We start from the raw sequence: 18156 nt of genomic DNA, 5'->3' as shown, positions 1-18156 counted from the left end.
ATCTGAATTCAAAAAAACAACATTATCTTTATAAATTAACCACTCCAAAATTAAGAGGATTGATTATGGCAAACACACAAGCAATTGATAAAGTTTTCGAACTTATTGAAGAACACGGTATCCGTTTTGTTGATCTTCGTTTTACTGATATTAGAGGTAAAGAACAACACGTTTCTGTACCAGTAAGCGCAGTAGATGAAGATTTCTTTGAAGACGGTAAAATGTTTGATGGTTCTTCTATCGCAGGTTGGAAAACAATTAATAAATCAGACATGGTTTTAATGCCAATCCCTGAAAGTGCATTGGTCGATCCATTCTTCAGCGTACCAACATTGTCAATTCGTTGTAATGTTTATGAACCAACTACTATGCAAGGTTATGATCGTGACCCACGTTCAATTGCAATCCGTGCAGAAGAATATCTAAAAGCATCTGGTATTGCTGACAGTGTATTAGTTGGTCCTGAACCAGAATTCTTCTTGTTTGATGATGTACGTTTCAAAACTGGTATGTCTGGTTCTTTCTATCAAATTGATGATATTGAAGCGAGCTGGAATACAGATAAAGAATATGAAGGTGGTAACAAAGGACACCGCCCTGCAACCAAAGGCGGTTATTTCCCAGTTCCTCCAGTCGATTCATCACAAGATTTACGTTCTGAAATGTGTTTAGTCATGGAAGATATGGGCCTTGTGATTGAAGCGCACCACCATGAAGTGGCAACTGCTGGTCAAAACGAAATTGCTTGCCGTTTTAACACATTAACTTTAAAAGCTGACGAAACTCAAATTTATAAATATGTAGTACATAGCGTTGCGTTTGAACATGGTAAAACAGCGTGCTTTATGCCAAAACCATTATTCGGTGATAACGGTTCAGGTATGCACTGCCACATTTCTTTAGGTAAAGATGGTGTGAACTTATTCGCAGGTGATAAATATGCTGGATTATCTGAATTATCACTTTACTTCATTGGTGGGGTAATTAAACACGCTAAAGCGTTAAATGCGTTTACTAACCCAACAACTAACTCTTATAAACGTTTAGTACCAGGATATGAAGCACCAGTATTATTAGCTTACTCAGCAAGTAACCGTTCTGCATCAATTCGTATCCCAACTGTATCTAGCCCGAAAGCACGTCGTATTGAAGTGCGTTTCCCAGATCCGGGTGCGAACCCATACTTAGCATTCTCTGCACTTCTCATGGCAGGTTTAGACGGTATTATCAATAAGATTCACCCGGGTGATGCAATGGATAAAAACCTCTATGACTTACCGCCTGAAGAGTTAAAAGAGATCCCAACAGTAGCAGGTTCATTAGATGAAGCACTTGCAGCATTAGCTGCAGATCACGAATTCTTAACTCGTGGTGGTGTATTCAGCAATGATTTCATTGAAGCATACATTGAATTGAAAAACAAAGAAGTTGATCGTGTACGCTTATTACCACACCCAGCAGAGTTTGAATTATATTACTCACTCTAATAGGTTGGTTTAACAAATAAATTGAAAAGACCTCATAGGGTAAAACTTATGGGGTTTTTTATTTGTGATAATGGCAAGTATGAAACTTGATCAAATGAGGATTTTATTGAAGAATAGTGATGGATTTAACTCAAATGGGGAGCAAATGATGAGACTTTATACTTATGAACATTGTCCATATTGTGTGCGGGCAAGAATGATTTTTGGACTCAAAAATATTCCAGTTGATGTGATTGTATTAGCCAATCATCACGATGAAACACCAATGAAATTAGTAGGTAAAAAAGTCGTTCCCATCTTAGCAGATAGTGAAGGTATGGTAATGCCAGAAAGCCTGGATATTGTACGTTATGTGGATAAAAAGTTTGGTGAACCTTGCTTAAAAGAGTTAGTGCGTGAAGAAGTTGATCAATGGCTGAAGAAGGTTTCAAGTTACCATAATCATTTGGTTTTACCACGTTTTACGCAAATTGGTTTAAAAGAGTTTGAAATGCCTGAGTCAGTAGAGTATTTCACGATGAAAAAAAGTAAGGTAATTGGTAGTTTTGCTGAAAACCTTGCACAAACACCAGAGTATCTCGCTAGAATTAATCAAGATCTTTTAGAGTTAAATGATCTGATTGTGAGTCCAAAAGCGAGTTCGGGTGAATTAGCTATTGAAGATATTGTGTTATTCCCAATTTTACGTAATTTAACGATTGTTAAAGGAATTGAATTTCCAAATAAAGTTGCAGCTTATGTACAAAAAATGTCGTTAATGACTGGAGTTGAGCTTTATACAGATCGGGCGGTGTAATAGAAAAATTTGCTTTTTATTGTAATTAAAAAATTTCCCGAGAAAAGCTATTGCATTTTTTTGTGTAATCCAGTAGTGTAACTAGCGGTTTTTAATTAAGGATAAACAAATGAATTTTACTCGAATTGCTCATCATCACCATCATCAACCTGATTAATCTTTCAGGCGATGTTGCGTGGAAGATTAACTGATCTTCCGAGCATTCGACAACAATCACAATCCTCTCGGAAGACAATTTCGAGAGGATTTTTTATTATTACAGATAGGAAAAATAGTATGAGCATAACACAACTTTTACGTAAAAATATTCAAGCATTGACTCCTTATCAATCTGCACGCCGTTTAGGTGGAAAAGGCGATGTTTGGTTAAATGCTAATGAATATCCTGTTTCTCCTGATTTCTCTTTAATTAGTAAAAATTTTAATCGTTATCCAGAAGCACAACCACAAGCAGTCATTCAAGGTTATGCCAATTATGCAGGGGTATTGCCAGAGAATGTATTAGTGAGTCGTGGTGGAGATGAAAGTATTGAATTGATTATTCGAGCTTTTTGTGAACCAGAACAAGATGCAATTTTATATTGCCCGCCAACTTATGGTATGTATTCAGTCAGTGCGGAAACCTGCGGAATTAAGTGTAAAAAAGTACCACTAACAGACGATTTTCAATTAAATCTAGTGGAAATTGAACGCCAATTAGACGGCGTAAAAGTGGTGTTTGTTTGTAGCCCAAATAACCCAACAGGAAATCTAGTGAATCGTCAAGATTTAATCGCATTATTAGAGATGACCAAAGAACGAGCAATCGTTGTTGTTGATGAAGCTTATATTGAGTTTTGTCCAAGTGCAACGATGGTGACAGAATTAAAAAATTACCCTCATTTAGCGATTATCCGTACTTTATCTAAAGCCTTTGCTTTAGCGGGATTACGTTGCGGTTTTACGCTTGCCAATGCAGAGCTTATTAGTGTATTGCAAAAAGTGATTGCACCTTATCCGGTTCCTGTACCTGTTTCAGATATTGCTGTTCAGTCCTTAAGCAAAGAAGGGTTATTGCAAATGCGAAATAATGTAAAAATGGTGATTAAACAGCGTCAATGGTTAATTAAAGAGCTAAAAAACTTAACGCAGGTAGAACAAATTTTTGATAGCGAGGCAAATTATCTTTTAGTGAAATTTAATGATGGTCAAAAGGTTTTCCAACAGTTATGGGAACAAGGCATAATATTACGCAATCAACACACAGCCTTAGGTTTACAGAATTGCATACGGATAACCATTGGAAATACTTCGGAAAATCAGCAAGTTATAAACACATTAAAAGTTATTTAGATATTGAATAAATAGCTAAGAGAAAAATTAATGCCCTGAGGTTGAGGAAAAAAGATTGATTACAAGTACGCCCCCGATAATCATTGCCATACCGATGAAACCAGCAAAATCAGGTTTCTGACCAAAAATGAGAAATGCGATAAGGGCAGTAAGAACAATTCCAACTCCTGACCAAACAGCATAAGTAATACCAACAGGGAGAGTTTTAAATACGATAGAGACTAAATAGAGTGCGACTCCAAAACTAATAATCCCAACGAATGTAGAGGGTAGTTTGGTAAAGCCATCGCTCTGTTTTAACATTGTAGTACCGAGTACCTCAGCAGAAATAGCTAAAAGTAACAAAATCCAAGCGTTCATTTTATTTCCTTGATAGGTTAATAATTGATAGCGCTATATTTTATACTAAATAACAAATTTAAATCACGCTTAAAATTTGCATTTTAAGTAAATATAAAACTTGCAAAAAACATTATTTTTTGAGCAATTAGTACAGAAAATTATTTATAAGGAAAAATAAAATGACACAACAATCCATTCTTTTTATCGACCGTGATGGCACATTAATTGACGAACCAAAAACAGATTTTCAAATTGATAGTCTAGAAAAATTAAAACTTGAAGCTAAGGTGATCCCAGCACTATTAAAACTACAACAAGCGGGCTATCGTTTGGTGATGGTGAGTAACCAAGATGGTTTGGGTACGGCATCTTTTCCGCAAGAAAGTTTTGATAAACCACACAATGCAATGATGCAGATTTTTAACTCACAAGGCATTCAATTTGATGATGTTTTAATTTGTCCACATAAACCAGAAGATGGCTGTGAGTGCCGCAAGCCGAAAGTGAAATTATTAGAAAAATATATCAGCCGACAGCTGTTTGATCCTGCAACAAGTTTTGTGATTGGCGACCGTGCAACTGATGTTGAACTTGCCCAAAATTTAGGTATTCAAGCTTTGCAATATCACCCAGAAAAATTAAATTGGGAGCTGATCACCGAAAAATTATTAGGGCAAGCAGTCACCAACATTGGCGACCGCACACCACGCTATGCTGAAGTAGAGCGCAAAACCAAAGAAACTGACATTAAAGTTCAAGTGTGGCTTGATGAAACGGGCGTAAATCAAATTAATACTGGCGTGGGCTTTTTCGATCATATGCTCGACCAAATTGCCACACACGGTGGTTTCCGTATGAATATCCACTGTAAAGGTGATCTCTGGATTGACGAACACCACACTGTAGAAGACACCGCACTGGCACTCGGCACGGCATTAAAACAGGCAATTGGTGATAAACGAGGTATCGCTCGTTTTGGTTTTGTCTTGCCAATGGACGAATGCAAAGCAGAATGTGCAATGGATCTTTCTGGGCGACCGTTTATCAAATTTAAAGCCGATTTCAAACGAGATAAAATCGGTGATTTCAGCACAGAACTGACCGAGCATTTTTTCCAATCTATCGCTTTTACTATGTTAGCAACCTTACACCTTGCGACACAAGGCAACAACGATCACCACAAAATCGAAAGCCTATTTAAAGTATTTGGACGCACACTAAGACAAGCGATTCGTATTGAAGGAAATGAGCTGCCAAGTAGTAAGGGGGTGTTGTAGTCTTACAAAACAAAAGTACGGTTGTTTTTTGCAAATTTTTTTGGAAAGGTAACCTCTTGTTATATAAATATGTTTGAAGATAAGTATTATCGCAATAAGATGGTTAAAAATAAAAATGTTAAATAAATTAGATAATTGGCTTATTTACCATAAGCCAAACACTCAACTTAATAGCATAAAACGTTTTACCAGAGAATTTTTATTTTTTGGTTTAAAGGAAGCAAGATCTTGCCTGTTTGCTGGATTATTTTTTATTACCATTTTTATTGTTCCTAAATCAGGGATATGGGGCATTCCACGTTATGATGTTTTATTTATTTTAGCTTTGATTCTACAAGGCATTATGTTTTGGGCAAAATTAGAAACCCTAGATGAAATAAAATCCATTACCTTATTTCATTTTGTTGGTTTTATTTTGGAATATTTTAAAACATCAAGTAGCATTCAATCGTGGGCTTATCCTGATTTTGCGTATACTAAAATAGCAGGCGTGCCATTATTTGCAGGATTTATGTATGCTGCTGTCGGTAGTTATATTATTCAAGCGTGGCGGTTATTTGATTTAAAAATTAAAAGGCATCCACCATATTGGCTTTCTACTTCAGTGGCAATACTAATTTATTTAAACTTTTTCACTCATCATTATATTGATGATTATCGTTGGTATTTAGCCGCCTTTGCAATGGGGCTTTACGCACGTACTTACGTTTATTTTACACCTTATGATCGTAAACGAAAAATGCCCTTGTTATTGGCATTTGCATTAATCGGCTTTTTTATTTGGTTAGCAGAAAATATTGGTACTTTTATTGGTATTTGGCAGTATCCTCATCAAATTTCTGCTTGGACAACCGTTTATTTAGGGAAGTGGGGAGCGTGGTCGCTGTTAATTGTGATGACATTTACCATTGTGGCAAATTTAAAACATATAAAACATACAATTCATGTTTCAAGGGATTGATTTGGAAAAATTTTATGACAGTCGAATTACTTGTAACAAAAAATAAAGGAAATAGTGAATAAAATGACAAATATTATCATCATCGACACAGGTTGTGCCAATCTATCCTCTGTAAAATTTGCATTTGAACGCCTAGGATATAAAGCAGAGATTAGCCAAGATCTTAATCAAATTAAGCAAGCGGATAAATTATTGCTACCAGGAGTAGGAACCGCTAAGGCTGCGATGCTCAACTTAGACAATCGAAATTTAATTGACACAATTAAACAGCTTACACAGCCAGTCCTCGGCATCTGTTTAGGAATGCAACTATTGGCTCAATTTTCTCAAGAGGGCGATGTAGCAACATTAGGCGTTATGTCGGGAAAAACAGAGAAACTGCCTGATAAAGGATTACCCTTGCCACATATGGGTTGGAACCAAGTAAAATTTGCTGAAAATGAACCGCTCTTTTCGGATATTCCAGTCAATAGCTACTTCTATTTTGTGCATAGCTTTGCAGTGCTACCAAATGAGCATACCATTGCTACCTGCGATTATTCTGTACCATTTTCTGCGGCATTGCGTAAAGAAAATTTTTATGGTGTACAATTTCATCCCGAACGCTCTGGCAAGGTAGGCTCGCAGTTATTGCGAAATTTTGTGGAAAATCTGTAATGAAAAAAATCAAAAGTGCAATAAAAAATCTATTCATTTTCGCCTTGTTATTTGGTGTTATATCTTTTGCTATTGATTATTGGCGGAGACCTAACGCTCCTGAAAATGCCTTACACCAGATGTTGGTTGCACTAAATGGTGAAAAATTTCAGCTAGCAGAATTAAGTCATGAAAAACCAATACTACTCTATTTTTGGGGGAGTTGGTGTCATATTTGTCAATTTACTTCACCAAGTATTGCAAGCCTTGCTAATGATGGCGTACAAGTCATTAGTGTGGCATTAAAATCTGGGGATAATCAGGTGGTACAAGACTATTTACGGCAGCATAAATATGATTTTTTAACGGTAAATGATCCACAAGGTGAGCTTTCCGCACAATGGCAAATTCAGGTTACTCCAAGCATTATCATTATTAAAAATGGCAAAATTGTTCATACTACGACAGGGCTGAGTAGCCCATGGGGCCTGAAATTACGCTTATGGCTTAGTTAATCAAAATATAAAGAGAACACAACAATGAAAAAAACATCACAAATTATTCCTGCACTTGATCTGATTGATGGCAAGGTTGTACGTTTACATCAAGGGGATTATGCAAAACAAACAACTTATAGTGATAATCCTATTGAGCAGTTTGCTGATTATGTGGCACAAGGCGCAGAACAGTTACATTTGGTCGATTTAACAGGAGCAAAAGATCCGAATGCTCGCCAAACAGAGTTAATTGGTAAAATTATTGCTGCAATAGATTGTCCAGTACAGGTTGGTGGTGGTATTCGTAGTGAACAAGATGTTGCTGATTTACTGAATATTGGTGCAAGTCGAGTTGTCATTGGTTCGACTGCAATTAAACAACCAGAAATGGTAAAAGCCTGGTTTAAGCAGTATGGTGCCGAAAAATTTGTGTTGGCATTAGATATTAATATTGTTGATGGTAAAAAACTGATTGCAATTCATGGTTGGCAAGAAACCAGCAGCTTGACATTAGAACAAGTGATTGACGATTTTGCACAAGTAGGCTTACAACACGTTTTATGCACGGATATTTCAAAAGATGGTACGTTAGCTGGTTCTAATGTTGCCCTTTATCGTGAAATTTGTCAGAAATATCCAACTATTCAATTCCAATCTTCTGGTGGTATTGGATCATTAGCTGATATTGAAGTGCTCAAAGGTTCGGGTGTGGCAGGTGTGATTGTTGGTCGTGCTTTATTAGAAGGAAAATTTACAGTAGCGGAGGCAATCGAATGTTGGCAAAACGGATAATTCCTTGTTTAGATGTACGTGATGGACAAGTTGTGAAAGGGGTACAATTCCGTAATCATGAAATTATTGGTGATATTGTGCCACTTGCAAAACGTTATGCAGAAGAGGGGGCTGATGAACTGGTATTTTATGATATTACCGCATCTTCTGATGGACGTACGGTGGATAAAAGCTGGGTAGAACGTGTTGCACAAGTAATTGATATTCCTTTTTGTGTAGCAGGAGGGATTAAAACAATCGAAGATGCAGAACAAATTTTTGCGTTTGGGGCGGATAAAATTTCAATCAATTCCCCTGCCTTAGCTAATCCTGCTCTGATCAATCAATTAGCAGATCGCTTTGGTGTACAGGCGATTGTAGTGGGGATTGATAGCTGGTTTGAACAGGAAACAGGAAAATATTGGGTAAATCAATATACCGGTGATGAGAAGCGTACTCGCCAAACGAATTGGCAAACAGTAGATTGGGTACAAGAAGTACAAAAACGTGGTGCAGGTGAAATTGTACTTAATATGATGAACCAAGATGGTGTGCGTAATGGCTACGACTTAGTGCAACTGAAAAAAGTACGTGCTGTATGTCAAGTGCCACTAATTGCTTCAGGTGGTGCAGGGGAGATGGTGCATTTCCGTGATGCCTTTATTGAAGCAAATGTAGATGGGGCTTTAGCCGCGAGTGTGTTTCATAAGCGGATTATTGATATTGGAGTTCTCAAAAGTTACCTTGAAAAAAATAATATAATGGTGAGAAAATAGCCCTTAATTTATTATGAAAAAATAGGAAAAAACAATATGGATACTAAAAAAACTAACTCATTAAAAGATAAACTAGGAATTAATGACCTAGAACTTATTACAAATGAGCAATTTGATCAAATTCAGAAAATGATAAGTGAAAAAAAACTTACTCAAGAAGAAATAATACTCCTTATTCAATTAGCACCAAATATAGTGGAACTACAAAAAGAATTTATTAATGGAGTAAAACACATAGCAGAACGAGCCAATAACAGCCAAACTTCAGCTTTTAATATCATAGATCGCCAGATGCAAACATTCGAAATTTTGGCTAAATCAGCAGAGAGTGACGAAACAAGAATAAAGCTAGCAGAACTTTTAATAAAAATGTCGGAACAAGTTAATAAAGTTCTTGAAAATATGAATTCTGATAATAATAACTTTTGGCGCAAACTTGCTCAAGGAACGGCTTTTACTGTTGTCGCTATAGTTACTGGCATTACAGGTTTTATATATGTTAAAAAAAAGAATGACTAGTATGCAAATAGAAAAAATCAACTGGCAAAAAATAGATAATCTGCTACCTGTTATTGTGCAAAATGCAGATACTTGTGAAGTATTGATGTTGGGTTATATGAACCAAGAGGCGTTAGCAAAAACATTGACAGAGAAGAAAGTGACTTTCTTTTCGCGGACTAAGCAACGTTTATGGACAAAAGGTGAAACCTCAGGAAATTTCTTGAATGTAGTAGATTACACATTAGATTGTGATAAAGATACTTTGCTAATTTTAGCTAATCCTGTTGGTGTAACTTGTCATGAAGGAACAGATAGCTGTTTTTCTGCAGTTTCGGAAACACCAAATTGGATCTTTTTCAGTAAATTAGAAAAATTATTAAATGAGCGGAAAAATGCAGATCCAGCAAGTTCTTATACAGCTTCTTTGTATGCAAGAGGAACAAAACGCATTGCACAAAAAGTGGGTGAAGAAGGTGTAGAAACAGCGTTAGCGGCTACGGTAAAAGATCGTGAAGAAACTATCTGTGAAGCAGCAGATTTAGCCTACCATTTAACAGTATTACTACAAGATGCGAATTTAACGTGGGCGGATGTGATCGCTAAATTAAAAGAACGTCATCAGTAACGTCATTAGCAATAAAAAATGGCTTAAATCGTGGTATTTAAGCCATTTTTCAATCTGAGGAATCTAATTAGTATTTTTTAAATAATCTAAAACCACTTGATGATGTTCACCTGCTTTAAACTTATCAAAGACTTTTTCGATAATTCCCTGTTCATTGATAAGGAAACTAATGCGATGAATCCCATCAAAAGTTCTACCCATAAATTTTTTCTCGCCCCAAACACCAAAAGCTTCTGCAACCTGGTGATCAGGATCAGAAAGTAAAGTGAAATTAAGTTCTTTTTTTTGTTCAAATTGGGCAAGTTTATTTGGCTGATCAGGACTAATCCCTAATACTTTTACGTTTAATGCTTGCCATTGATCGTGGGTATCACGAATACCACAAGCTTGGGTAGTACATCCTGGAGTTAATGCTTTTGGATAAAAATAGACTAATACTTTTTGTCCGCTAAAATCGGTTAAAGAAACGGTTTGGTTGTGTTGATCTAATAGACAAAATTTGGGGGCTTTTTCACCGGCAGTTAATGTTTTCATGATTTCTCCTTTCTTAATGGTTACTTTTCCAAAGAATTATAACGAAAAATAAAAAAATTGCTTGCAATGTAAGGTATTTTTGGCAAGCTAGAAAACATCGTTTTTATTTACTGTATCAGCAACATTGCAAAGTACAACAACAAAAAATCTCAGGAGTAATTATGTCATCACAACCTTTATTTTCAGGCAGTATTGTTGCCTTAGTCACCCCAATGGATAGCGCTGGCGAAGTCAATTATGGGCAATTAAAAAAATTAGTAAATTATCATGTTGAAGCGGGTACAACTGCGATTGTTTCAGTGGGAACGAGTGGCGAAGCAGCAACATTAAGTATTGAAGAAAATATTAAAACGATTTTAAAAACAGTTGAGTTTGCCGATGGTCGTATTCCAGTTATTGCTGGTGCAGGTGCGAATGCAACTAGCGAAGCGGTAACTATGACAAAACTGTTAAATGGTAGTGGTATTGCAGGTTGTTTAACGGTTGTCCCTTATTACAACAAACCAACTCAACAAGGTATGTATCTCCACTTTAAAACCATTGCAGAATGTACTGATTTACCACAAATTCTTTATAACGTGCCAGGACGTACTGGTAGCGATTTATTACCAGAAACAGTGGGGCGTTTAGCTGAAATCCCAAATATTGTAGGGATTAAAGAAGCAACAGGTGATGTCAGCCGTGTGCAAAAAATTAAAAAATTAGCTGGGGAAGATTTCATTGTATTAAGTGGTGATGATGCGACTTTCTTAGATTCAATGAAAGCAGGCGGTGAAGGCGTAATTTCTGTAACTAATAACGTAGCGGCTGCTGATATGGCTAAAATTTGCCAATTAGCACTTGCAGGTAACTTTGAAGAAGCAGAAAAAATTAATCAACGTTTAATGGCGTTACATCATGATTTATTTGTAGAATCTAATCCAATTCCAGTGAAATGGGCTTGCTATAAATTAGGTTTAATTGATGAGCCAACCTTACGCTTACCATTAACGACTCTGAGTGAAGAGGCTCAGCCAAAAGTGATTAAAGCATTACAAATTGCGGGATTACTATAAATTGTATTATGAGATAAAACAGGCGATTCTGCCTGTTTTTTGTTTTAGGGGAAAAGATGGATTATCAAGTTATTGCATTCGATTTAGATGGTACCTTGCTGAATAGTGAAGGAAAAATTTTACCAAGTAGTCTTGTGGCAATTCAGCGTGCTAAAGTACAAGGTAAGAAAGTGGTGCTTGTTACAGGCAGACATCATACTGCAGTGAAGCCTTATTACTACGAATTAGGTTTAGATACGCCAGTAGTTTGCTGTAATGGAACTTACCTTTACCAAATGGAAACTGATACGGTATTAGCGGCAAATCCACTTACCGCAGAAAAAGCACAAAAAATTTTAGATCTAGCTTATCAATATGGATCACACGTCTTACTCTATTCTCGTGATGCGATGAATTTCCAAACATTTAATCCGCATATGGAAAAATTTAAAGCCTGGTCAGAGAGTTGTGCATTAGCGGTAAGACCGAATGTGCAGCAAGTGCCAGATCTTTATCATTTTATTACAAGTGGTGATATTATTTGGAAATGCGTGATTAGTGCGCCAAGTCGTGAAGTTATGTTAAAAGTCGTCAACGAATTACCTGAAGATCAATTTAGTTGTGAATGGTCATGGATTGATCGTGTTGATATTGCTAATGTGGGTAATAGTAAAGGCGGACGTTTATTGGAATTACTGGCAACTTGGGGTGTTCAGCCTGAACAGGTGATTGCGTTTGGGGATAATCATAATGATACCAGTATGTTAACCACTGTGGGGCTAGGTGTTGCGATGGGTAATGCGGAAGAAGAAGTAAAACAACAGGCAAAACTGGTTACTAAAAGTAATGATGATGACGGAATTGCCCAAGTATTAGCAGAATATCTAGACTAAATTAGAATGGTATTGATATGAAAGTGATTGGATTATTAGGTGGAATGAGTTGGGAAAGTACAGTTTCCTACTATCAAATTATTAATCAGCAGATTAAACAGCAATTAGGTGGTCTACATTCTGCCAAAATAATCCTATATAGCGTTGATTTTGATGAAATTGAGCGTTGTCAGATCACGGGAAATTGGGAAAAAAGTACAGAAATACTTGGTAATGCTGCTTATCAATTAGAACAAGCAGGTGCAGACTTTATTCTTATTTGCACAAATACGATGCATAAAGTTGCACCCCAAATTTCAAATCGCCTTACCGTTCCGCTGATTCATATTGCTGATGCAACGACAACAGCCTTAAAACAGCAGTAAATACAACGAGTTGCTTTATTAGGCACAAAATATACGATGTTAGAAGATTTCTATAAGCAGAGAATTATTGAACAGGGGATTGATGTAATAATCCCAACGAAAACTGATATTGAAGACATTAATCAGATTATTTTTACCGAACTTTGTTTAGGAAAAATTGAAGTATCATCTCGTCGTATTTTCCAGCGTATTATTGCGGATCTTCAACAGCAAGGTGCTGAAGGTGTTATTTTGGGGTGTACAGAAATTGGTTTACTGATCCAGCAGCAAGATTCTGTATTACCTATTTTTGATACCACTGAGCTTCATGCAAAGCGAGCAGTTGAACTCGCTTTACAAGAATAAGATTAAAGATTGGTATATTGGGTAACACGACCTTTGCGTGCAAAACCTAATAACGTAAAGTCGTGTTGTTCTGCCATTTCAACGGCTAAAGCAGTTGGTGCAGAAATAGCAGCCAACATTTCAATCCCACAGGCTAAACATTTTTGTACCATTTCATAACTAGCCCGACTGCTTACAAAGACAAATCCTTGTGGACGCTGATGTGTTGCATACCAACCTAATAATTTATCTAAGGCAACATGACGACCAACATCCTCGCGTAATGCTAGTAACTTTCCTTGTGGTGAGAAAAAGGCAGCAGCGTGTGTTGCGCCAGTTTCTTTAGAGAGTAATTGTTGTTGTTCTAATTGTACTAAACAGTGATCGAGCAAAGTGAAATCCAAAGTGAATGTACGCTCTACTTTGGCATATTGGCGTTGAATTTGCTGTAATTGTTCAACTCCACAAATACCACAACCTGTTCGTCCAACTAAATTACGGCGATGTTCTTTTAAGGCAACAAATTGGCGAGTAGATAATTCAATTTGCACTTCAATCCCATTACAGCTAGGTTCAATGTCAATACCATAGATTTGTTTAGGATCGTGAATAATTCCCTCAGTTAAAGAAAAACCAATCGCAAATTCTTCTAAATCTTGTGGTGTACACATCATGACACTATGAGAAATACCGTTATACACTAAGGCGACGGGAGTTTCGACGGCTAAACTGTCTAGTTTTTCTTTGGCGGTAAGTTCAGATGAAAAATAATTGTTACTTTTTTGATATAAAACACATTTCTTTTTTATGAGCTGCATCAAATTTTCCTCAAAATACCTATAATAAGTAGGTGTTTATTTTGACTAGCAGGAATATGCTTGCGACGGTAATCCTGAGTGATCAATCGAAGTGGAGATTGATTATAGTATAAATAAGGAGTAACCTACACACCGAAAATGTAAGGATTACATTTCAGTTACAAAATAACGCAAATTTATTAACTTCCTACTTACTATCCAATAAGAGGTATCTATGCAGGTCACAAGAAGAAAATTCTTTAAGATCTGTGCAGGTGGAATGGCAGGGACTTCTGCTGCCATGCTCGGATTTGCGCCAGAAGTGGCGTTAGCAGCTCCTCGTGAGTATAAATTACTTCACACGACTGAAACGAGAAATACCTGTACTTACTGTGCTGTTGGCTGTGGAATGTTGTTATATTCCATTGGCGATAAAGCCAAAAATGCTAAAGGTAAATTATTCCATATTGAGGGTGACCCAGATCATCCAGTAAGCCGTGGTGCACTTTGCCCTAAAGGTGCAGGTGCATTAGATTATGTGAATAGTCCAAACCGCTTACAATATCCAGAATATCGTGCGCCAGGTTCAAAAGAATGGAAACGAATTTCTTGGCATGAAGCAATTACTCGAATTGCTCGTTTAATGAAAGATGACCGTGATGCTAACTTTATTGAAACCAATGCTGAAGGTACACCAGTAAACCGTTGGTTAACCACAGGTATGTTAGCGGCATCTGCTGCAAGTAATGAAACCGGTATTTTGACTCAAAAATGGGTAAGAATGCTAGGTATCCTTTCTGTAGACAACCAAGCGAGTATCTGACACGGACCAACGGTAGCAAGTCTTGCTCCATCATTTGGTCGCGGTGCGATGACCAATCACTGGGTTGATATTAAAAATTCTGATCTCGTTATCGTTATGGGCGGTAATGCCGCTGAGGCACACCCTGTCGGTTTCCGTTGGGCGATTGAAGCGAAGAAAAATAATGGTGCGAAAATTATGGTGGTTGATCCACGTTTCCATCGTACCGCAGCTGTTGCTGATATTTATATGCCACTTCGTTCAGGTACTGATATTGCCTTCCTTTCAGGGGTAATTAACTACCTATTAACTAACGATAAGATCCAACATGAATATGTAAAATATTACACAAATGCAAGTTTCTTAGTAAATGAAGGCTTCAATTTTGAAGATGGGTTATTTACAGGATACGATCCAGAAAAACGTCAATATGATAAATCAACTTGGTCTTATCAATTAGACGAAGAGGGTTTTGCGAAACGTGATTTAACTATGCAAGATCCACGTTGTGTAATTAACTTATTGAAAAAACATGTTTCACGTTACACACCAGAAATGGTTGAACGTATTTGTGGAACAAAACAAAAAGATTTCTTAACTTTCTGTGAAGAAATTGCTAAAACCGCTGATCCAGCGAAAGCAGCAACATTCTTATATGCTTTAGGTTGGACACAACATACAGTGGGTTCACAAAATATTCGTACAATGGCGATGATCCAATTACTTCTTGGTAATATTGGTGTTGCCGGTGGTGGTGTTAACGCATTACGTGGCCACTCAAATGTACAAGGTATTACCGATTTAGGTTTATTCCCACATATGTTGCCTGGTTATATGGGATTACCAACCGATAAAGATGTTTCATTAGAAACTTATCTCAATCGAATTACACCAAAATTAGCGCAAAAAGGGCAAGTAAACTATTGGGGTAATACACCAAAATTCTTTATCAGTATGTTAAAGACTTTCTTTGGTGATAATGCAACAGCGGAAAATCAATTTGGTTACCATTTCTTACCGAAGATGGATCAAAAATACGATCATTTCCGTTTTATCGATATGATGTATGCCGGTAAAGTAAATGGTTATCTCTGCCAAGGATTTAACCCAATTGCCTCTTATCCAGATAAAAATAAAGTTATCAGTGCGTTAAGTAAATTGAAGTTCCTTGTCGTTATGGATCCATTAGCAACTGATACTTCTAACTTCTGGCAAAATTATGGTGAATACAATGATGTGAAAACTGAAGATATTCAAACAGAAGTCTTCCGTTTACCAACAACGTGTTTCGCAGAAGAAGATGGCTCAATTGCTAACTCTGGTCGTTGGTTACAATGGCACTGGAAAGGCGCTGATGCACCTGCAGAAGCAAAACCAGATATAGCGATTCTTTCTGAAATTCGTGAAGAGTTAATTTCACTTTATGAAAAAGAAGGTGGACGTGGTGTTGAACAACTTAAAGCAATGAGTTGGAACTATCTCAACCCAGCAGAACCAACAGCAGAAGAATTAGCGAAAGAAAATAATGGTTATGCACTCGAAGATCTCAAAGATCCAAATGGTGTGGTATTAGTGAAAAAAGGTGAATTATTACCAAGTTTTGCGTTCTTACGTGATGATGGTACTACCTCATCAGGTAACTGGATTTATACCGGACAATGGACAGAAAAAGGTAATATGATGGCTCGCCGTGATAGCTCAGATCCATCAGGATTAGGTAACACTCTAAATTGGGCATTCGCATGGCCATTGAACCGTCGTATCATTTACAACCGTGCGTCAGCAGATTTACAAGGTAAACCTTGGAATGCAAAACGCCAATTAGTGAAATGGAATGGTAAAAACTGGAACTATGTTGATGTTGCTGACTTCGGTACAGCGCCTCCAGGAAGTGATGTGACACCATTTATCATGCAACCAGAAGGGGTATCTCGTCTCTTTGCAATTGATAAGATGGCAGAAGGTCCATTCCCAGAACACTATGAACCGATTGAAACACCAATTGGCACAAATCCATTACATCCGAATGTTGTTTCTAACCCTGTGGCACGTATCTTGCCAGCAGATAAAGAATCATTTGGATCATTGGAAAAATTCCCATACGTGGGTACAACTTATCGTTTAACAGAACATTTCCACTTCTGGACAAAACACTCATTATTGAATGTGATTGCTCAACCAGAACAATTTGTGGAAATTAGCGAACAACTTGCTAAAGAAAAAGGCATCAACCATGGTGACAAAGTGAAAGTAAGTTCAATTCGTGGTTATGTGAAAGCGGTTGCGGTTGTGACTAAACGTATTCGTCCGTTAGAAGTGGATGGTAAAGTCGTCCATACAATCGGTATTCCAATCCATTGGGGCTTTGCAGGCGTTGGTAAGAAAGGCTTCTTTGCTAATAACTTAACGCCTCGTGTTGGTGATGCAAATACACAAACACCAGAATTCAAAGCATTCCTTGTGAATATTGAGAAAGTTGCGGAGGCGTAAATGGCAGTTCAAACTCAAGATATTATCAGAGCCTCAGCAACATCGGGGCTTACACCACCGCCACAAGTACGTGATCACAAAGTCGAAGTGGCGAAATTGATTGATGTAACTACCTGTATTGGCTGTAAAGCATGTCAAGTCGCTTGTTCTGAATGGAATGATTTACGTGCGGAGCCAGGTGATTGTGTTGGTGTTTATGACAACCCAGTTGATCTTGAACCAAAAGCATGGACAGTGATGAAATTCAACGAAGTTGAAGAAAATGATCGTCTTGAATGGTTAATTCGTAAAGATGGTTGTATGCACTGTGCAGATCCAGGTTGTTTAAAGGCTTGCCCATCACCAGGTGCGATTATCCAATACGCAAATGGTATTGTTGATTATCAATCTGATAAGTGTATTGGTTGTGGTTACTGTATTGCAGGTTGTCCGTTTAATGTTCCACGCATTAATCCAGAAGATAACCGAGCTTACAAATGTACCCTTTGTTCTGATCGTGTGAATGTGGGACAAGAACCAGCATGTGCGAAAACTTGTCCAACAGGTGCAATTCACTTCGGTAGTAAAGAAGAGATGTTACACTATGCTGAAAAACGTGTGGCAGATCTGAAGAGCCGTGGTTATGAAAATGCAGGTATTTACGATCCACAAGGTGTAGGTGGTACTCACGTAATGTATGTATTACATCACGCAGATCGTCCAGAGCTTTATTCTGGGTTACCAAAAGATCCATATATCAGTGAAGTTGTTTCACTCTGGAAGGGAATTCTCAAACCACTTGCTGGTGTAGCAATGGGCGCATTAGCAGTAGGTGCAGCAGCACACTATATTGCAATGGGACCAAACACTGAGGATCTTGAGGAAGAAGAGATCATTGATCTACATGCTCATGATGATGAAAAAGGAGGAAAATAAT

General features: G+C 37.3%; 18 protein-coding genes, 1 pseudogene and 1 other annotated feature. Of the genes and pseudogenes, 16 read left to right on the top strand and 3 right to left on the bottom strand.

The window, feature by feature from the left end; genetic code table 11:
• Positions 1 to 65 precede the first annotated feature (65 nt).
• The 3 genes from glnA to hisC all read left to right on the top strand — a co-directional run bounded on the left by glnA (position 66) and on the right by hisC (position 3615).
• Entirely contained in the window at positions 66 to 1487 is a 1422-nt protein-coding gene (glnA, locus tag QV06_RS05265) for a glutamate--ammonia ligase (RefSeq protein ID WP_065237254.1), read from the top strand.
• A 148-nt stretch (positions 1488 to 1635) separates the two neighbouring features.
• On the top strand, positions 1636 to 2283 hold the full coding sequence (gene grxB, locus QV06_RS05260; RefSeq protein WP_065233967.1) for a glutaredoxin 2: 648 nt from the start codon (positions 1636 to 1638) through the stop codon (positions 2281 to 2283).
• Positions 2284 to 2415: 132 nt separating this feature from the next.
• Positions 2416 to 2536 (top strand) — a sequence feature (His leader region).
• A 23-nt stretch (positions 2537 to 2559) separates the two neighbouring features.
• The gene (hisC, locus tag QV06_RS05255) at positions 2560 to 3615 is read left to right on the top strand and encodes a histidinol-phosphate transaminase (protein ID WP_065237253.1); all 1056 of its coding nucleotides are present in this window, start codon (positions 2560 to 2562) and stop codon (positions 3613 to 3615) included.
• Positions 3616 to 3642: 27 nt separating this feature from the next.
• Here hisC and QV06_RS05250 read toward each other — a convergent pair whose 3' ends face one another.
• Positions 3643 to 3975, bottom strand: coding sequence for a DMT family transporter (locus tag QV06_RS05250; protein ID WP_065237252.1), 333 nt, complete (start codon positions 3973 to 3975; stop codon positions 3643 to 3645).
• Positions 3976 to 4136: 161 nt separating this feature from the next.
• On the opposite strand from QV06_RS05250, the gene hisB reads away from it, so the two are divergent.
• The 8 genes from hisB (at position 4137) to hisIE (ending at position 10001) form a co-directional block, all read left to right on the top strand.
• A complete protein-coding gene (gene hisB, locus QV06_RS05245) occupies positions 4137 to 5234 on the top strand; it encodes a bifunctional histidinol-phosphatase/imidazoleglycerol-phosphate dehydratase HisB (RefSeq protein ID WP_065237251.1) in 1098 nt (365 codons plus the stop codon).
• A gap of 115 nt (positions 5235 to 5349) precedes the next feature.
• Positions 5350 to 6195: a DUF817 domain-containing protein gene (locus tag QV06_RS05240; RefSeq protein WP_065237250.1), complete on the top strand. Its 846-nt coding sequence runs from the start codon at positions 5350 to 5352 to the stop codon at positions 6193 to 6195.
• A 63-nt stretch (positions 6196 to 6258) separates the two neighbouring features.
• Positions 6259 to 6852 (top strand): imidazole glycerol phosphate synthase subunit HisH, encoded by a 594-nt coding sequence (gene hisH / locus QV06_RS05235; protein WP_065237249.1) that lies wholly within the window; start codon positions 6259 to 6261, stop codon positions 6850 to 6852.
• Positions 6852 to 7346 carry a protein disulfide oxidoreductase gene (locus QV06_RS05230; RefSeq protein ID WP_065237248.1) on the top strand — a complete coding sequence of 165 codons (495 nt, stop codon included), beginning with the start codon at positions 6852 to 6854 and terminating at the stop codon, positions 7344 to 7346. The genes hisH and QV06_RS05230 overlap by 1 nt, the downstream gene beginning before the upstream one ends.
• Positions 7347 to 7370: 24 nt before the next feature.
• A complete protein-coding gene (hisA, locus tag QV06_RS05225; protein ID WP_065237247.1) occupies positions 7371 to 8120 on the top strand; it encodes a 1-(5-phosphoribosyl)-5-[(5-phosphoribosylamino)methylideneamino]imidazole-4-carboxamide isomerase in 750 nt (249 codons plus the stop codon).
• The gene (gene hisF, locus QV06_RS05220; RefSeq protein ID WP_065237246.1) at positions 8102 to 8875 is read left to right on the top strand and encodes an imidazole glycerol phosphate synthase subunit HisF; all 774 of its coding nucleotides are present in this window, start codon (positions 8102 to 8104) and stop codon (positions 8873 to 8875) included. The genes hisA and hisF overlap by 19 nt, the downstream gene beginning before the upstream one ends.
• Before the next feature lie 36 nt (positions 8876 to 8911).
• Positions 8912 to 9394, top strand: a complete 483-nt coding sequence (locus QV06_RS05215; protein WP_065237245.1) for a hypothetical protein — start codon at positions 8912 to 8914, stop codon at positions 9392 to 9394.
• Position 9395: 1 nt separating this feature from the next.
• Complete coding sequence (gene hisIE / locus QV06_RS05210; RefSeq protein ID WP_065237292.1) at positions 9396 to 10001, top strand: bifunctional phosphoribosyl-AMP cyclohydrolase/phosphoribosyl-ATP diphosphatase HisIE; 606 nt, start codon at positions 9396 to 9398, stop codon at positions 9999 to 10001.
• A gap of 63 nt (positions 10002 to 10064) precedes the next feature.
• Here hisIE and bcp read toward each other — a convergent pair whose 3' ends face one another.
• A complete protein-coding gene (bcp, locus tag QV06_RS05205; protein ID WP_065237244.1) occupies positions 10065 to 10535 on the bottom strand; it encodes a thioredoxin-dependent thiol peroxidase in 471 nt (156 codons plus the stop codon).
• Positions 10536 to 10696: 161 nt separating this feature from the next.
• Between bcp and dapA the strand changes: the two genes are divergently transcribed.
• The 3 genes and pseudogenes from dapA to QV06_RS05190 all read left to right on the top strand — a co-directional run bounded on the left by dapA (position 10697) and on the right by QV06_RS05190 (position 13172).
• On the top strand, positions 10697 to 11590 hold the full coding sequence (gene dapA / locus QV06_RS05200; protein WP_065233919.1) for a 4-hydroxy-tetrahydrodipicolinate synthase: 894 nt from the start codon (positions 10697 to 10699) through the stop codon (positions 11588 to 11590).
• A gap of 56 nt (positions 11591 to 11646) precedes the next feature.
• Entirely contained in the window at positions 11647 to 12462 is an 816-nt protein-coding gene (locus QV06_RS05195) for a pyridoxal phosphatase (RefSeq protein WP_065237243.1), read from the top strand.
• 17 nt (positions 12463 to 12479) lie between these two features.
• Positions 12480 to 13172, top strand: a pseudogene (locus tag QV06_RS05190) (aspartate/glutamate racemase family protein).
• A gap of 2 nt (positions 13173 to 13174) precedes the next feature.
• Here QV06_RS05190 and fdhD read toward each other — a convergent pair.
• The gene (gene fdhD, locus QV06_RS05185) at positions 13175 to 13969 is read right to left on the bottom strand and encodes a formate dehydrogenase accessory sulfurtransferase FdhD (RefSeq protein ID WP_065237242.1); all 795 of its coding nucleotides are present in this window, start codon (positions 13967 to 13969) and stop codon (positions 13175 to 13177) included.
• A 214-nt stretch (positions 13970 to 14183) separates the two neighbouring features.
• Here fdhD and fdnG point away from each other — a divergent pair, with 214 nt between their 5' ends.
• Complete coding sequence (fdnG, locus tag QV06_RS05175) at positions 14184 to 17240, top strand: formate dehydrogenase-N subunit alpha (protein ID WP_156541973.1); 3057 nt, start codon at positions 14184 to 14186, stop codon at positions 17238 to 17240.
• Positions 17241 to 18155 carry a formate dehydrogenase subunit beta gene (fdxH, locus tag QV06_RS05170; RefSeq protein WP_065237240.1) on the top strand — a complete coding sequence of 305 codons (915 nt, stop codon included), beginning with the start codon at positions 17241 to 17243 and terminating at the stop codon, positions 18153 to 18155.
• Position 18156 lies beyond the last annotated feature (1 nt).

It is taken from the genome of Gallibacterium genomosp. 3 (assembly GCF_001678475.1).
Taxonomy (GTDB): Bacteria; Pseudomonadota; Gammaproteobacteria; order Enterobacterales; family Pasteurellaceae; genus Gallibacterium; species Gallibacterium faecale.
This window is presented reverse-complemented; position numbering and strand designations above follow the sequence as displayed.

Excerpts from the sequence above, each read along its gene's own strand:
- glnA (WP_065237254.1), top strand. The coding sequence starts at position 66 with ATGGCAAACACACAAGCAATTGATAAAGTTTTCGAACTTATTGAAGAA.
- grxB (WP_065233967.1), top strand. The coding sequence starts at position 1,636 with ATGAGACTTTATACTTATGAACATTGTCCATATTGTGTGCGGGCAAGA.
- hisC (WP_065237253.1), top strand. The coding sequence starts at position 2,560 with ATGAGCATAACACAACTTTTACGTAAAAATATTCAAGCATTGACTCCT.
- QV06_RS05250 (WP_065237252.1), bottom strand. The coding sequence starts at position 3,975 with ATGAACGCTTGGATTTTGTTACTTTTAGCTATTTCTGCTGAGGTACTC.
- hisB (WP_065237251.1), top strand. The coding sequence starts at position 4,137 with ATGACACAACAATCCATTCTTTTTATCGACCGTGATGGCACATTAATT.
- QV06_RS05240 (WP_065237250.1), top strand. The coding sequence starts at position 5,350 with ATGTTAAATAAATTAGATAATTGGCTTATTTACCATAAGCCAAACACT.
- hisH (WP_065237249.1), top strand. The coding sequence starts at position 6,259 with ATGACAAATATTATCATCATCGACACAGGTTGTGCCAATCTATCCTCT.
- QV06_RS05230 (WP_065237248.1), top strand. The coding sequence starts at position 6,852 with ATGAAAAAAATCAAAAGTGCAATAAAAAATCTATTCATTTTCGCCTTG.
- hisA (WP_065237247.1), top strand. The coding sequence starts at position 7,371 with ATGAAAAAAACATCACAAATTATTCCTGCACTTGATCTGATTGATGGC.
- hisF (WP_065237246.1), top strand. The coding sequence starts at position 8,102 with ATGTTGGCAAAACGGATAATTCCTTGTTTAGATGTACGTGATGGACAA.
- QV06_RS05215 (WP_065237245.1), top strand. The coding sequence starts at position 8,912 with ATGGATACTAAAAAAACTAACTCATTAAAAGATAAACTAGGAATTAAT.
- hisIE (WP_065237292.1), top strand. The coding sequence starts at position 9,396 with ATGCAAATAGAAAAAATCAACTGGCAAAAAATAGATAATCTGCTACCT.
- bcp (WP_065237244.1), bottom strand. The coding sequence starts at position 10,535 with ATGAAAACATTAACTGCCGGTGAAAAAGCCCCCAAATTTTGTCTATTA.
- dapA (WP_065233919.1), top strand. The coding sequence starts at position 10,697 with ATGTCATCACAACCTTTATTTTCAGGCAGTATTGTTGCCTTAGTCACC.
- QV06_RS05195 (WP_065237243.1), top strand. The coding sequence starts at position 11,647 with ATGGATTATCAAGTTATTGCATTCGATTTAGATGGTACCTTGCTGAAT.
- fdhD (WP_065237242.1), bottom strand. The coding sequence starts at position 13,969 with ATGCAGCTCATAAAAAAGAAATGTGTTTTATATCAAAAAAGTAACAAT.
- fdxH (WP_065237240.1), top strand. The coding sequence starts at position 17,241 with ATGGCAGTTCAAACTCAAGATATTATCAGAGCCTCAGCAACATCGGGG.